This window comes from Streptomyces sp. NPDC002076, from assembly GCF_053593835.1.
The window spans coordinates 1-15,022 of the sequence record NZ_JBSFDI010000052.1 but is presented as its reverse complement, the minus strand read 5'-3'; the positions used below and the strand labels follow the sequence as shown (position 1 = coordinate 15,022).

Below are 15,022 nucleotides of genomic sequence, written 5' to 3'. Positions count from 1 at the left end.
AGGGACAGCACAGCGGCCACATGGGCATCCCGGTGCGTGTCCACTCCCAGGACCACCTCCGCCGCCGGCCGGCGCCGACGAGGACGCGAAGCGGAGGACGTGCCGGTCATGCTCGTTCCCCTTCCAGGCCGACGGCTTGTCCCGTAGCCGGCACCGGGCCGTGCGGACGGTCAGAATCGTGATGACGCCTGTCCGGCAAGCCCCTATCGAGACACGCCCTCAGCCCGCGACCAGCAAACGCACTATCCCCGGGTCGGCGGTCGACACAGTGTGATCAGGACACCCCGGTCAGAGATCTCAGGAGTCAGACCCCCTGCGTAGGAAAGCGCCCACCTACTCTTCTCCGTCTGACTGGCTTGCAGCCACGTCAGCCCGCTCGTCCGAGCGAATTGACTCGAAGCGCCGGTCGCCTACCCCAAGAACTGGCAGCATGCCGCCGTCGTACGACACTCCGAGTCGAAGGCGGGCCATTGGAACGGCGGGTCAATGAGCGGCAGCTCTCGGTGCTGCAGTGGGTGGCAGACGGGTGTCCTGCCAGCGTATGGGAGACCAGTTCCTACAAGACCACCTGTCAGGCACTGCACAACCGGGGCCTGGTGACGGTCTCCCGGAAGGCCGGGCAGTGGAGCGTCGCCCTGACGAGCGCCGGCCGGCACTACCTGGCACACGGCACGTACCCGCCCCGCGGATCACGCCCCCGGAAGACCCAGGCCGCCGCTCCACGAGCTCAGTCCACCCGAGCGCAGGAAACGCCGGCCGCCGAGCGGAAGCCACCCCCTCCATCACAGCCTCGCTTCACGTTCACGGAGCAGCTGCTGCAAGAACTCGCGGAGGCCGGCGGCAGAATCGTCAAGAGCGGCAGCGGCCCTGAGCTGGAAAAGTGGCCGTCCCGCGTCGCCGCGGCACGCAGATCCGGAAGGATTCCGGAGACGAAGGAGCTGTACGGGGGTTGGCGCAGCGGCGGGTATGAGATCAAGCTCGTCGACATCCCCGCCTGGCGTCTTGCTGTCCTCGACCCCGTCGCCGTGCCCTCGCGGCTCACTCGGCCACACGCCGTTGTCCGAGCCATGCAGAACGAACGGCAGCCGCTCGGCCTGACCAAGCCCGTCCAAGGACGCGCTCTCCGCCTCATCCAGGCGCTCATCACCGCCGCCGAGGCCGAAGGACACACCTGCGCGGCCGGGCAGACCGGCTTCGCACCCCCGTCTCATCGCCGCCGCAAGGCACATCCTCACTTCACCATCACCGCACAGGGCCAGCCAGTGGGGTTTCTCGTCCTCCAGGAACAGGACCGAGCCGAGCACGTCGCCACCGAGAAGGAACTCGCCGAGGCCAAGAAGCACTCCTGGGTCAGAATCCCCCGCTTCGACTACACCCCGTCCGAACGTCTCCGCTTCATCGTCAGCGGCGGCCAGCCACACCGGGCGAGCGAATGGGCCGACGCTCCCGGCCACCCCCTCGAAGAGCAGCTCGCCGAGATCGCACAGGAGGTCACGCTTCGCGGCGAAGCCGCCGAACGCAGACGCCAGGACGAGGCCGAAGCGGCACGCCAGAAGCGCATCCGCTGGGAAACCGCCATGGAACAAGCCCGCATCCGGTACGCGGAGGCGTACCGCGTCCGGCACCTCGAAGCACAGGAAGCGGCATGGCACCACGCCATCCGACTGACCGAGTACGTGAGCGCGGTACGCACACGAGTCGAGGCCATGCCACCGGGGCAGACCAGAACTGAAGCCGAAGCATGGATCAGCTGGGCAGCCGCCACCGTGGAGCGCCTCGACCCACTGAACACACCGCCCCGACTGCCCGACATCCCCAACCCACGGGCCGACGACCTGAAACCCTTCCTCGGGCACTGGAGCCCCTACGGCCCCTGAGCCGCGATAGCGGGCGCGCACCGACTGGGTGGCACTCAGATGATCATCCGTGATCTCAGACAGCACGGCACGGCCTCGTCGCACCCAATGTCGGATGTCGTCGATCGCGCTGAGCGTCGCTGCACGGCCGAGCTCGCGGGTGGCGGCGTGGTCGATCTCCGTTGAGCAGCAGCGGGGACATACCAGGAGCCGCGCAGCCATGATGGCTTCGTTTGACGCACGCACGCTGCCCCCGCGATCGCCCCAGCCTGCCTGCAAGATCGGCGTACCGTCCACCGATTGCGCGCTCCGCACGTTGACGCACGCCCGGACGCACTCTCGGCTCACGCTCCAACCGATGTCCGTACGCGGGGTTTTGGCGGCTCGTCACCAATCAACCTACATCCACTGGTGTTTGCTGCTTGAGATGTCATGGGCATTCTGTATGGGTCTGATCGTCGGCGTGGGTGCAACCTTGGGGGGCCGATGGCAAGAGGGGACGTCTGGGCGGGAAAGGGCACGACCGGATCGGTAGCGGACCTCGTTGCCCAGTTCGGCGAGGAGGTCAGGGCCAAGCTGCAAGGTCCCGCAGGGGCGGTCAGCAGTAAGGAGGACAGTCTGACCGCGCCGGTGGAGCATCTGCTGCGCGGCATGGCCTCGCGGCAACGCCTCAAGCTCATCGTCCACGGTCAGAGTCGCATCAAGGAACTCGGGATCCGGCCCGACTTCGCCATCGCCTGCGGCGGCAGGACCATAGGGCACGTCGAGCTGAAGCAGCCGGGCTCGGGGGCCGATCCGGAGAAGTGGTCGGTGAAGAGCCACGACCGCAAGCAGTGGGAGAAGATCAAGGCACTCCACAATGTGCTGTACACCGACGGATACGAGTGGGCGGTCTACCGTTTCGGCGTACAGGTTGGCCCGACCGGGATCCTGGTGGGAGACCTTGATTCCGGTAGTCGGCAACTCGTCGTCGCGGACACCGGGTTCGAGCGGGCCCTCACGCATTTCTTCCTGCCAGCGCCCATCGTCCACGACAGCATCAACGAACTGGTCAAGCGCATCGCGGGAATCTGCGCCCTGCTGCGTGACGAGGTCACCGAGCGTCTGACCCGAGAGGAGCACGGGGAGGCTGACGCTGCGTTCTCGATCCTGGCCGGCAACTGGAAGGACCTGCTCTTTCCCGATGCTCGTCCGGAGGAGTTCGCGGACCAATACAGTCAGACGCTGACGTTTGCCATGCTGCTGGCTCGGCTTGAGCACATTGATCTGGGCAGGCTCACGCTTCCCGAGGTCGCGATTCGACTGGGCAAGCGGCATTCCTTGATGGGCAAGGCGCTGGCGGTGCTGACGGACGACGCCCTCGACGATCTGCGGGGCATCATCGACCCGCTGATCGACGTCTTATCGGCCGTCGACCCCGAGATGTTCAAGGACGAGACCGGAGACGCCTACCTCCATCTGTACGAGGGCTTTCTGGGCGCCTACGACCCGGAACTGCGACGGCGGACGGGTACGTACTACACGGCTGGCGAGGTCGTCCGCTTCATGGTCGGCTTCACCGACGAGGTGCTGCGTGACCGGCTCGGCCAGGAGGACGGCTACGGAAGCGAGGACGTCACCGTCGTCGATCCGGCCATGGGCACCGGGACCTTCCTCATCAACATCATCGACCACGTCGCCAAGTCCCTGGCGCTGAAGTACGGCAGCACGCTCAAGTCCGGGCTTCTCCGGGAGCTCTCGGGCCGGCTGGTCGGGCTGGAGAAACAGACCGGGCCGTACGCCGTCGCCGAACTCCGTGTGCACCACGCCTTCCGGTCCCACGACGCCGACATCACGCGCCGGCCGCCGAGGCTTCTGGTGGCCGACACACTCGACGATCCCGCCGTCGAGCACCACCTGGGCTTCATGTACGAGGCGATCGCCCGCCACCGCCGAATGGCGAACAAGATCAAGGCGGACGAGAAGGTCATGGTGGTCATCGGCAATCCGCCCTACCTGCGAGGTGCGAGACAGTCGGGCGTCGGACGCTGGATCACCAAGGGCAACCCGAACGGCCAGGGCCCGATCCTCGCCCGCTTCCACCCAGAGGACAACGGACGCGTCGGATACGCCCTCGACAACCTCTACGTCTACTTCTGGGCCTGGTCCACCTGGAAGGTCTTCGACCAGCTGACCGCCTCGGGAGCGCCGAAGGCCCCCAGCGGGATCGTCGCCCTCATCACCAACTCCGGATACCTGGACAGCGAGGGATCGGCCGGCATGCGCCACTACCTGCGCGAGGCCGCCGACGAGGGCTGGATCATCGGTCTCTCCCCCGAGGGCGCCTACTCCGACACGCGCACCCGGGTCTTCCAGGATGTCAAGCGGGAGATCTGCATCGCCGTCTTCGTCCGCCACGGCACCCCGGACGCGGGTACACCGGCGCGGGTCTGGCGACTCGACGTCCCCGCGGGCACACGCGAGGAGAAATTCAACTGGCTGGAAGGGCTTGGCCTCGACGGTCATCGCGACGGGACCTCCTGGCAACTATGCCCCACACAGTGGACCGCGCCTTTTAACGTCCCGTCCGACTCCGAGTGGTCGGCCATGCCACCGGTGGACGCCCTGCTGCCCTGGACGAGCTCCGGCAACAAGAACAACCGCAGCTGGCCCGTCTCACCCAGCCGCGACGTCCTGGAGAGCCGGTGGCGCAGACTCGTCCAAGCCCCAGCGGAGGACAAGGCCGCACTGCTGAAAACAACCAGAGACCGCCGTCCGGACAAGCCGGAACCACCACTGCCCGGCCAGCAGGAAAGGAAAAGCCTTGCCGCAGAGAAGGAGACGTTGCCGGTCACTGTTCCCTACGGCCGGATGACCTTCGACAGGCAGTACATCATCGCGGACAGACGAGTGATCGACTTTCCCGACCGGCCTTGTGGTTCGCCCACAACGACCAGCGTCAGATCTACCTGTCCGAACTCCACACGGAATCAGGCCGTCCGGGGCCGGCGGTGAGTTTCACTGCCCTGCTGCCCGACATGCACCACTTCAAAGGCACCGAAGGCGGCCGCGTCGCCCCTCTCTACCGCCACCCTCACCAGGCTGAACCAAACGTCACCCCTGGCCTGCTGCGTCTCCTCACCAAGACGCACGGCGTAACGGTCACCGCCGAGGACCTCTTCGCGTACATCGCGGGAACAGCCGGCCACAGCGGCTACACCCGCCGCTTCGCCGCAAACCTCGCCGAGCGCGGTGTCCGTATCCCCATAACACGCGACCCGGCTCTATGGGCGGAGCTCGTGGAAGTGGGCCGACGCACGGTGTGGATCCACACGTACGGCCAGCGCTTCGCCTCCCACCACGACAGTTCACCTGGCTCGTCCCCAAGGCTTCCCCCGGAGGAACAACCGGAATGCGTCGTCGTGATCGGAGAGGACGACGGGTTACCTGCGGACATCTCCTACGACGCGTCCACGCGAACCCTCACGGTGGGCACGGGCTGCATACGTCCGGTGGCGCCGGAAGTCTGGGACTATCGGATCGGCGGGGTGCAGGTGATCCGCAAGTGGTTCAGCTTCCGCAAGCGCAAGCCAGACGTGGAACGACAGACCCCGTTGAACGACATCCTGCCCCCGACCTGGCCTGCCCGGTGGACCGTTGATCTGATTGACCTCATCAACGCGCTCGGGCTCCTCGTAGCCCTCGAACCCCGACAGGCCCGGCTGCTGGACGCAGTGACCAGCGGCCCGCTCATCAGCACCGACGACCTACGGGGCGAGGGCATCCTGCCCGTACCTGCCTACGCAACCAAGGAACCGAAACCGCCGCGGAAGTCTCGACGCGCCCCCGGCCCTGGTCAGGAGAGCCTCGACTTCTCGGACTGACACCCGTCCGGCCTGAGTGCCTGACGCCCGCATTTCGCTCTCTCTGCATCGTGGCGTCGCCCGGCGCCCGGCGCCCGTCGCCCGGTCTGCCACGTCGTACCTGTGGTGGCGGTGGCCGGGACGCCGTCGCATCTTGCTCATTCACCCTCGCCCGGATCGCGTCGGTGTGGCAGGGCGGGCTCTTCCGGGGTAATGACAGGACCCCCCTCACTCCCGTGCGGCAGGCACTCAGCGGGTGAGACTGGAGACATGCCATCCGAGAGCGCGAACAGCGAGGGAGCCGAGCTGGGCCGCTACCTGCGCGCCCGCCGCACCCAGACCAGCCCCGAACACGTCGGCCTCACCGTCGGCGCCGGCATCCGCCGCACCCCCGGGCTGCGCCGCGAGGAGCTGGCCACCCTCGCCGGCATCAGCATCGACTACTACGTACGCCTCGAGCGCGGCAAGGAGACCCGTCCCAGCCCCACCGCCCTCGACTCCCTTGCCCGCGCCTGCACATGGACGACCAGGAGCACCAGCACCTGCATGAGCTCGCCGACCGAGCCGCCCGCTACGCCCCCGAACGGGCGTCCGCCCCGAGCCGGACCGTGCGCCCCCACCTGAAGCTGCTGCTCGAATCACTCCGCCCCAACCCGGCGTACGTCATCAGCCGCAGCATGGACCTGCTGGCCTGGAACCCCGGCGGCCTCGCCCTCTACACGGGCCTGGACGACTGGCCCGCCAGACAGCGCAACCTCGCCCGCTACCTGTTCCTCCACCCCGCGGCCCGCGGCCTCTTCACCGACTGGGACCGGCAGATCACCGCATGCGTCGCCCGCCTGCGCGCCATCGCCGGCACCGCACCCGAAGCTCGCGAAGTGACCCCGCTCCGGCGTCAGTCCCACTGCGGACACGAGCGATTCCGCGGCCTGCTCGGTGGCCTCCGGTGGCACGACCAGCAGATCCCGGCGCCCATGGGCGGGGGCCATCAGCACGATGGTGCTCGGCGTGCGCGCCGTGGCGGTCCTGCGCAGCCGGACGACCTGGTTGCAGACGAGCATGCGGCCCGGGGCCCCCGCCCACCCTGTGCCGTTCACCAGGACACTGACGATCTGGCCCCAGGCGCGGGGCAGGCCGGAGAGCAGTGACGGGAGTTCCGCCAGGAGGTCGAAGGTTCGCGGCCACCAGGCCCCGTCGATACGGCGTGGCACGGTGCTCTCGGGCGCGAGGTACAGGCGAAGGAGGGGCGGGGCCGGTGGCGGGCGCCGTAGCTGGTCGCTCATGAGGTGTCCTGTCGGGTGGTTCGGCGCGGCATGTGGTCCCCGGCCGGGCGGTGCGTCCCGGCGGCCGGCAGTGCGCTCGCGGGGAGGCGGAGTGCGGCGTCGGCCGGTTCGTCCCTCCCAGGCGTCCTGTGCGTTCGCGTAGGCGGGGAAAAGGTCGAGCAGGCCGGTGTGGCGGAAGACCAGGTCGGTCGTGTGGTTGTCGTACACGATGCGTACCCAGCCGCGCCGGGCGTGGCAGTCGGACCACGCCTCGCACAGCGCAGACAGGATGCTGGAGTCGGAGAAGGTCACCTCGCTCAGGTCCACGATCAGGAAGAGCCGTCCGAGCCGGGCCGCTCGGGCCTCGGTCAGGGCGCGGACCAGTGGTGCCGCGGATTGCGTGTCCAGTTCGCCGTGCGTGCGGACGATGCGGCACTCCTCGAAGAGCGCAGAAGTGTCATTCAGAGTGGGCAACGGCTCACGCGAGGATGGTGGTTGAGGCCGGCCGGTCGTCCCTGCCGCGGGCTCCCAAGGGGCCCCGTGCCTCATTCCGCCTCCCCGGCCGCGCCCACCGGGCGACCCGCATCGGCGAGCGCCAGCATGCTCGCGGCGGTCAGTGGGTTCTCCGGGTCGGCAGCGGCGGCCAGCAGCCGGACGGCTGTTCCGGCGGGCTCCTCGGGCGGGACGACCAGGAGCACCCAGCGTCCCACGGTGCCGCAGTCCAGGGTGATGACGTGCGCGTCGCTTCCGGGTCCGGTCGGTTCCACGGCGATCACCCGGCCTGGGGCCATGACCGTGTGCGGGGCGCCGGGCCACCCGGCGGGGTCCACGGTGACCCGTATCAGGGCCCCCGGCTCCGGCTCCAACAAGTCGACGAGCGAGGGAAGTTCGAGCTCCAGCGCGTCGCAGCGCGGCCACCAGGCACCGTCCAGCGGGCCGTGGCTGACGTCCGGGGTGAGGGTCAGGCGGGGCAGGGGCATGCGGTACGTGTGCGCGTCGGCACCGGAGACGCCTCCGGCCGGCGTACTGCTGGGTTCCATGGTCCGGTCCCGTCCCGGGAGCCGTAGGACGACTGCCCGTTTCGTCCCTCGCCGGGAACGGCACCGCCGGAAGCGCTGCGCGAAAAGCTCTCGGTACGGTCAGGCTACACCTGAGCCGAGGAGAAGCGGGCGGGTCAGCCGTCCGGCTCCGTCTTCTCTGCCCTGCCCTATTCCCCTTGTTCTTCCTCCAGCTCCTCCATCAGGCAGATGCCCTCATGTGTCAGCGAGACGGCCGCAGGGGTCCGGTGCGAGGTCCAGTCCACGTTGATCAGTCCCTCGTCGGCCAGATAGGCGCAGGCGGCGGAGAGGTCCTCGTCGGGCAGGCCCAGCTCGGCGCGGAGTACCGATCCGCTGACCTCGGGGCGATTGCGTTCGACGGCCCCGTAGAGGGATCGCAGGACCGCCTCCCGGTTGTTCTTGCGTTCGCGGAGTCTTGTCATGGCTGTGGTTCTCCGGGGTCACGGCCGCGGGGGACGGACAGGCCGGCGGATCCTCGTGGCCTCGCGGATCCGGGTCGTACCTCGTCGGCGTGAGCGTGCGCGTGCTCTGTCGGTTTGCTGGTCGCGAGCCGGAGCGTGCGGGTCCCACGGCGTGCGCGGTGTCGAGGGGAGATGAAGCCGGGTTCCTCCTTCGCGACCGGCGGGGTAGCTGCTCCATACGGAGCTCCGGACGGGAGACGAGTACGAAACCTAGGGACCACGATTCGGGTCACTGCCCGGCGCAAGCGGGCGACGGTGCGGGGGCCTGCGTCGCGTTTCCACGGCAGCCTCCTCTGCAGGGTATGCCGGGTACGGGTGGCCGTGCGTCCGATGACCGGCCGGGCGGCCGGCCGCCTGACATTCGCCCGGCCGAGCCCGGTGACCACGCGAGTCGGACTGTGCCGGAGGACAGCGACCGCACGCGGACGGTCGGCGCCGTTCCTGGTGCCGGCGACCGCCGGGCCGCCGGGGCGGGCCCGGCCGGGAGTACGGTGGACATACCGAGGGCACGCCGCGCACCGCCTCAGGCACCGGTGCCGTTCTCGGCGATCAACGACGCCGGGGCGGCCTTCGTCCGCGCCCGGGGGCAGGGTTGGCCATGACCACGCAGGTGCTCCCCCCGACGACCTTGGCCCTCCCCGCTCTCCGGCCCGCACGGGGCAGGCCGCGTACCCGCGCACAGGGCACGCCGCAGAGGGGGCGCACGTCCTCGCCGCAGGTCGCAGATCGGATCCATCGGCTGACGCGTGGTCAGGTCGCGGACCGTCTGCAGGAGCTGGGCGACCTGTACGCGGAAACCTCCGGTGGTGACCCGTGGGCGTGGAACCAGGCACGTGGCCCCTTCCTGGGCCATCTCACGGCCGACGCACGACGGCCGGGGTTCTCGCTGCTGATCGCGGAGACCACCGCCCTGACCGGTTACGCCTATGGCTTCCCCGCGGGCGGCTCGGGTCCATGGTGGGCGGGCTTCGACGGGCACGTCCGGGGAGGTCTGCTCCGCCGCGCCGCCTCCGGGCGGCTCTTCGTCGTCTCTGGGATCGTCGTCCCGTCTCGCGTGCGCCGGGAGTACCGGGACCATGTCTGGAACCTCGCCCGGCGCCTGCAGCGGCGACTGCTCGCCGACCACGGCGCCGCGCTCGGCGTCGCACTGGTGGACGTCCGGGACGGCAGGACCGTCGAGACGATGCGGTCCTGGGGCTGGCGGTACGCCGGAGACGACGGCCTTCAGTCCGTGTCACCCGGTCCGTTCCGCATTCTGGCGCTTGCTCCGGGGACGTGAGCAGCCGCGCCCCATCACCGCCTCGGCCCGGTCAGGGCACGGGCAGGCGCAGGGCGAGAAGGGCGACGTCGTCCGTGCTGCCCGGGGGCGTCCGGGCCGCCAGCTGGTCGCACAAAATGTCCAGAGGTTCGTGGGCGAGGGCGAGAGCGTGGCGACGCAGTCGGCTGAGCCCTCTGGTCAAGTCGCTGCCGGGGACTTCGATCAGGCCGTCGGTGTAGAGCAGGAGCGTGGACCGCGGCGGCAGCGCGTGAGCGGCGCTCGGGCGAGGATCGCCGGCACACGGGTCGGTTCCAAGGATCAGTCCCTGCCCGGCTTCGAGGTACTGCGCGTTCCCGTCGGGGGTCAGCAGCAGGGGCGGCGGGTGCCCCGCGCTGGTCCAGTGCAGCGTCCAGGGGCCGGTGTCCGGACCTTCCACCCGGGCGAGGACGAGGGTGGCCATCCGCACGATGGTGATGGCGTGCATGGCGTCGTCGAGGCGGTCCACGACGGCTCCGGTCGGCTCGGCATGGTCCCAGGCGAGGGAGCGCAGGATGCCGTGCAGCTGCGCCATGCCGGCCGCGGCGGTCAGATCGTGCCCGACGACGTCGCCGATGACGAGGGCGAGCGTGCCGTCCCTCAGCGCGAAGGCGTCGTACCAGTCACCACCGACCTGGGAGCCGGGCGGAGCGGGCTGGTACCGGGCGGCCAGCTGGAACCGGCCGTGCGCGGGCAGCGGGGGAAGAAGGTTGCGCTGCATGGCTTCGGCGACCGCACGCTGCCGGCCGAACCGGCGCGCGTTGTCGATGACCAGACCGACCCGGCGGCCGATGTCGCCGGCCACGTCGAGATCGCCGGTGTCGAAGGGCCGTGCCGGGTCGGTGCGCACCAGCGTCAGCGCACCGGTGACCTGCCGTCTACTGCCGAGCGGCACCGTGATGGCGGATGCCGCGCCGATCGCTCCGAGGAAGGCGTCGTGCACGCTGGCCAGCGGTGAGTCGGGCGGTGCGTCCAGGTCCACCCGCTTCTGAAGGACGGGAGCGCCTTCGTTCAGTACCTGGACCAGGGGCGAGTGGGTCGCCTCCCCGACCGGGGGCAGATGGCCGCGCCAGTCCTCCTGCCCGGCTGCACGGCCCTCCGGACCGGTCACGGCCACTCGGTGCACCTGACGGGAGCCGACCCGCAGGTCCACCGCGGCCCAGTCGGCGAGGCGGGGGACGAGGACGCGGCTCAACCGGGCGAGGGCCTCGTCCACCTCCAGGGTCTGACCGAGCACGTCGGTGATCTCCGCGACGAGTGTCAGCCGCTCGGCGAGACTCTCCAGAGCGCTCGTACGAGCGGTTCGTTCCGCCTGTTCCACCCGTTCCGACTGCTCGGCGCGTTCCGCTCGTTCCCTGCCGGCACGGCGGTCCGCCGCGGTCTCGACGATCAGCACGACCATGCCCTGGCAGACGCCGGAGACGTCGTCCGCCAGGGGGGTGGCCGACCAGGAGATCGGGACCAGCCGTCCGTCACCACGCAGGCACCTGTCGTCGTCCCCGCGTGCCGCACGCCTCTCGGCCAGTGCCCGCAGCAGCGGGCAGCGCTCCCGCGGGACGAGGCCACCTCCCGGGTCGCGATGGCACAGGTCGTGCAGATCCCGCCCGTACACGGACCCTGCTGCGCGCTGCAGAAGCCGCTCGGCGGCCGGGTTGACAGCGACGATCCGCCCGGCCGGGTCGATCACGGCGAGGGCCGTGCCCAGCTGCTCGACCACCTGCTGCCACAGAGCCGGCTCCCCCGCGGACAGCCGGCGCTCGTGCTCTCCGCCGGACTTCAGGCCCTCCGCCACGTCGCCGCCGTCCTTTCCGCACGGACCCACCGCGGTGGGCGGCCCCCGGGCCGGCGGGTCACAGCGACGTCGGCACCCCGGTGGGTTCCTCTTCGAGTACCCGCACCCGGGAGTAGGTCGCCGCCCTCGCCCGACCGGCTTCGTCAGCCCGTGGAACGCGAAGCGCTCGACCGCAACCGCGCACGGATGCCCGCCATCGGCAAGGCCATGGGCGTCATCGTCGGTCGCCACCACTGCGATCCTGTCAGCGGCTCCCCCGGCTCGTTGGCTGAACCGGAGGAGCCTGAGTCGAGCCAGCTCCATGGATACGCTGCTGAACGCGGCCCGCCTCCGGGTCCCCCCACCCGAGTCCGCCACACCCGGATGCCCTGCCGCGATGTGCGACAGGCGCTCGATCGTATGGTCGTGAGCCGTGATCCGCTCCCGCAGGATCCCTGCAGTGCATCAGGCACCCGCGACCATCAACGGAGCATCCGCGATCCGAGCGGTAGCGATCGTCCGAAGGGCAGGTGCACCACCGCCCTGGCCGAGTTGAACCCTGAGTGAGGTCCACGCCACCGGCCGCTGCGCGCCGTGGAACGGGATGCACGAAGACAGCAACCCGGGGTAATAGTCGAATTGTCGTCCTCGCAATTCCGTACGGCATCGGCGACCCGGGCGGGAGACCCGCGGTCTGGGCTGTGATCATGATGGAGAACTCTCGAAACGGCAGCCTCACGCGACTCAAGGAGCACTCGGTTCCGGTACGGACACCGCTCCTGAACAAGATCAGCGAGTTGCAGACGGAAATCAGCCAGCTGCAGGAAGCCGTCGTCTCCCACACCGTCGTAGACCAAGCGATCGGCGTGGTCATCACCCTCGGTGGCCTGCATCCCGAGCAGGGATTCCAAGTGCTGCGAGAGGTCTCACAGCACACCAACACGAAACTGCGGCAGGTATCCGAACTGATCGTGGACTGGGTGCACGGCGAACAGCTGCCGGACGAAATCCGCACCGCTCTGATCAAGGCACTGCCCAGGGCACGGTCATCTGAACGCAGCACAGCTCTGCCGCCCGCGTTCTGAGCTGGACGGCAGGGCGGGCGGACGAATGGAATGCCAGCTCACTTCCGAACCCGCACGCGACACGACCTCCGCCCGACGTGTCCCCGAACCCACCTGGCCAAAACGTCCCACCCCAGACTTACATCGCGTACGGCGGGCATTCGACGTGGCCTCAGGGCGAGACGCCCTCGTCCGACTGTGGCAGTCGCAGGGCGAGCAGGGCGATGTCGTCGTGGGCCCCTGCCACGAGTGCGTTCATCAGCTCGTCGCTCAGCTCGTCGATGTCCTGGTCGACCAGGGCGGCAGCGTGCTGCCGGAGCCGGGTCATGCCGTGATCCATGGATTCGCCGCGCCGTTCGATCAGACCGTCCGTGTACAACAGCAGGGTGCTGCCCTCGGGCAGGGGCAGGCAGGCACTGGGCCGTTCGGCGTGCGGGTCGACGCCCAGCAGCAGGCCGTGTGCTTCCCAGAGGTAGGTGGTGTCGCCGTCCGCAGTGACCAGCAGGGGTGGTGGATGTCCGGCACTCGCCCACTCCAGCTGGTACGGCCCTCCTTCCTGGCCCTTGAGCAGTGCGTACACGCAGGTGGCGGTGCGGTGGCTGTAGAGGGCGTCGACTGCGAGGTCCAAGCGGCGCAGGATCATGCCGGGGGGCTCCCGGCGGTCGCAGGCGATGCCACGCAGCATGTTCCGGATCTGGCTCATGGTCACGGCGGCATGCAGATCGTGGCCGGTGACGTCGCCGATGATCAGATTGGTGTCACCGCTTTCCGGCAGGACGAAGCTGTCGTACCAGTCACCGCCGATCTGCGCGGTGGCGAGCGCCGGGGAGTAGCGGGCGGTGACGCGAAGACCCGGTACGACGGGCAGGTCCGGCAGCAGAGAGCGCTGGAGGCGCTCGGCGACGGCCTGGGTCTCGGCGTAGAGCCTGGCGTTGTCGAGAGCCAGCGCGATGCGGTGGGTGAGGTCCTCGACCAGCGCCAGGTCCGCCTCGCCCCATGGCGGGTGTCCCTCGCCCCTGACCAGGGTCAGCGCACCCAGCACTCGCCGGCGTGCCCGCAGGGGTGCCACGATCACGGAGTCTCCCCCGAGTCGGGCGAACGGTTGCATGGTTGCCGTGTGCAGCGGATCGGACGCCTCCTGCGCGGTCGGCAGCCGCCCGGCCGACAACAGCAGGGGGCCACCGCCGCGAAGCACCCGGGACAGCGGCCCTCCTGGCGTCTCCGGCGCCGGCGGCAACGGTCCCGTCAGGCCGGTCAGGGCGGTGTTGGGGTCACGGTGTGAGACACAGACCCGCTCGACGGCGCCGTCCTCGTCCATCAGATCGGCCGCGGCCCAGTCGGCCAGCCCCGGCACCAGCACGCGGCACACCCGCCTGAGCCCCTCGACCGCGTCCAGCGTGCTCGACAGCGCCGCCGCGCTCCGGGTGGCGAACGCCAGCTGGTCGAGCGCCGCTCGCAGCGCCGCGGCCGCGTCATCCTCGTCCATGGCGACCACCTACCCGCCTGAGGGCTCTACGGCCGCTTCCGTCCTGGGAAACCACTCCTCGGGTAGTGCACTGAAGCCGTGCACTACCCGAGGGCCCAGGCAGGTACTTGCCTGGGTCCTACCGGGCCTCGTGGCTTGTCTGTCGGGCACCCTCTGGACGCCTCCCGGCCCCGTTGCAGTTCAGGTCTCGGGCCTGACCGACGTCCAGTCGGCACGGCCACCCGCCCCGAGGACTTCGACATCGGCACCGAGCTCGTCGGTCGATCCCTCCCGTAGTCCGCGCCGGGTGATGCGGCCGACCACGAACGCGAATTGAGGAAGGAAGGCCCTGGCGGTGTTCGCCGCCCCGACCAGGTTGACGTCGACGACGCGTCGCCACAGCTCGGCATCGGTGCGGCTGAAAGGCCCGCCTACAGCGCTGCCGGCGTCGGCCACCACGACACCGGCCGCTCCGAGCCGCTCCTCGACCTGCCGCGCGGCACGGTCGAGCGCGGTCTGATCGGTCACGTCCGCCTCGATGCAGACGGTCATGGTGGCCAGCGACGCCGCCACCTGGGACAGCGTCTCCTTCTCACGACCGAGCAGGGCGATCCGCATGCCCTCCGCGGCCAGGCGCCGCACTCGCCCACGCCGCGCGCCGCCCCCGCGATCACAGCGACCCGGCCCCGCAGTGGGCTGCCTCGCAGGGCGGTAGGCGGGCGGCTGCCGACAGTACGCATGCGAACCTCACCTCTCCCGCTGCCGCGGTCGGCCGCCTCCGCGTACCCGAGACTCACAGACGCCCCTATAACGCAGGGGTGCGGGCAACCGGTCTGACCAGGTTGAAGACCTCGCGGGCCGCGTAGCGCTTGAGTCCTCTGAGTCAAGTCAGGGAGCTGCGAGGCGTTGGGCGGCAGGGTGGCTGCAGGGGTCGTAAGGGGTGGCGTTG

Annotated in this window: 7 protein-coding genes and 4 pseudogenes; 5 read left to right on the top strand and 6 right to left on the bottom strand. The window is 69.7% G+C overall.

All coding sequences use genetic code 11. From position 1 onward, the window contains the following. The first annotated feature begins 1,067 nt into the window (after window positions 1-1,067). The 3 genes and pseudogenes from ACWCQS_RS45660 to ACWCQS_RS45650 form a co-directional block, all read left to right on the top strand. Window positions 1,068-1,877 carry a hypothetical protein gene (locus ACWCQS_RS45660; protein WP_234377244.1) on the top strand — a complete coding sequence of 270 codons (810 nt, stop codon included), beginning with the start codon at window positions 1,068-1,070 and terminating at the stop codon, window positions 1,875-1,877. A 411-nt stretch (window positions 1,878-2,288) separates the two neighbouring features. Further along, a pseudogene (locus ACWCQS_RS45655) lies at window positions 2,289-5,719 on the top strand (type ISP restriction/modification enzyme). 249 nt (window positions 5,720-5,968) lie between these two features. Continuing rightward, window positions 5,969-6,588, top strand: a pseudogene (locus ACWCQS_RS45650) (helix-turn-helix transcriptional regulator); the annotation flags it as partial. A 75-nt stretch (window positions 6,589-6,663) separates the two neighbouring features. On the opposite strand, the pseudogene ACWCQS_RS45645 reads toward ACWCQS_RS45650, so the two are convergent. The 3 genes and pseudogenes from ACWCQS_RS45645 to ACWCQS_RS45635 all read right to left on the bottom strand — a co-directional run. Next, window positions 6,664-7,509, bottom strand: a pseudogene (locus ACWCQS_RS45645) (DUF5994 family protein); the annotation flags it as partial. Then, entirely contained in the window at window positions 7,506-8,000 is a 495-nt protein-coding gene (locus ACWCQS_RS45640) for a DUF5994 family protein (RefSeq protein WP_351252011.1), read from the bottom strand. The gene ACWCQS_RS45640 and the pseudogene ACWCQS_RS45645, both read right to left, overlap by 4 nt. A 167-nt stretch (window positions 8,001-8,167) precedes the next feature. After that, window positions 8,168-8,440, bottom strand: coding sequence for a hypothetical protein (locus ACWCQS_RS45635; RefSeq protein ID WP_055495838.1), 273 nt, complete (start codon window positions 8,438-8,440; stop codon window positions 8,168-8,170). A gap of 637 nt (window positions 8,441-9,077) precedes the next feature. On the opposite strand from ACWCQS_RS45635, the gene ACWCQS_RS45630 reads away from it, so the two are divergent. After that, entirely contained in the window at window positions 9,078-9,758 is a 681-nt protein-coding gene (locus ACWCQS_RS45630; RefSeq protein ID WP_055707188.1) for a hypothetical protein, read from the top strand. A 31-nt stretch (window positions 9,759-9,789) separates the two neighbouring features. Here the strand turns inward: ACWCQS_RS45630 and ACWCQS_RS45625 are convergent, their stop codons facing one another. Beyond that, entirely contained in the window at window positions 9,790-11,565 is a 1,776-nt protein-coding gene (locus tag ACWCQS_RS45625) for a SpoIIE family protein phosphatase (protein WP_234357813.1), read from the bottom strand. Between the two features lie 686 nt (window positions 11,566-12,251). On the opposite strand from ACWCQS_RS45625, the gene ACWCQS_RS45620 reads away from it, so the two are divergent. Beyond that, the gene (locus tag ACWCQS_RS45620; protein ID WP_371330494.1) at window positions 12,252-12,629 is read left to right on the top strand and encodes an ANTAR domain-containing protein; all 378 of its coding nucleotides are present in this window, start codon (window positions 12,252-12,254) and stop codon (window positions 12,627-12,629) included. A 151-nt stretch (window positions 12,630-12,780) separates the two neighbouring features. On the opposite strand, the gene ACWCQS_RS45615 is transcribed toward ACWCQS_RS45620, so the two are convergent. Both ACWCQS_RS45615 and ACWCQS_RS45610 read right to left on the bottom strand, forming a co-directional pair. Next, window positions 12,781-14,094 carry a PP2C family protein-serine/threonine phosphatase gene (locus tag ACWCQS_RS45615; protein ID WP_451009948.1) on the bottom strand — a complete coding sequence of 438 codons (1,314 nt, stop codon included), beginning with the start codon at window positions 14,092-14,094 and terminating at the stop codon, window positions 12,781-12,783. A 312-nt stretch (window positions 14,095-14,406) separates the two neighbouring features. After that, a pseudogene (locus ACWCQS_RS45610) lies at window positions 14,407-14,813 on the bottom strand (SDR family NAD(P)-dependent oxidoreductase); the annotation flags it as partial. Window positions 14,814-15,022: the final 209 nt, after the last annotated feature.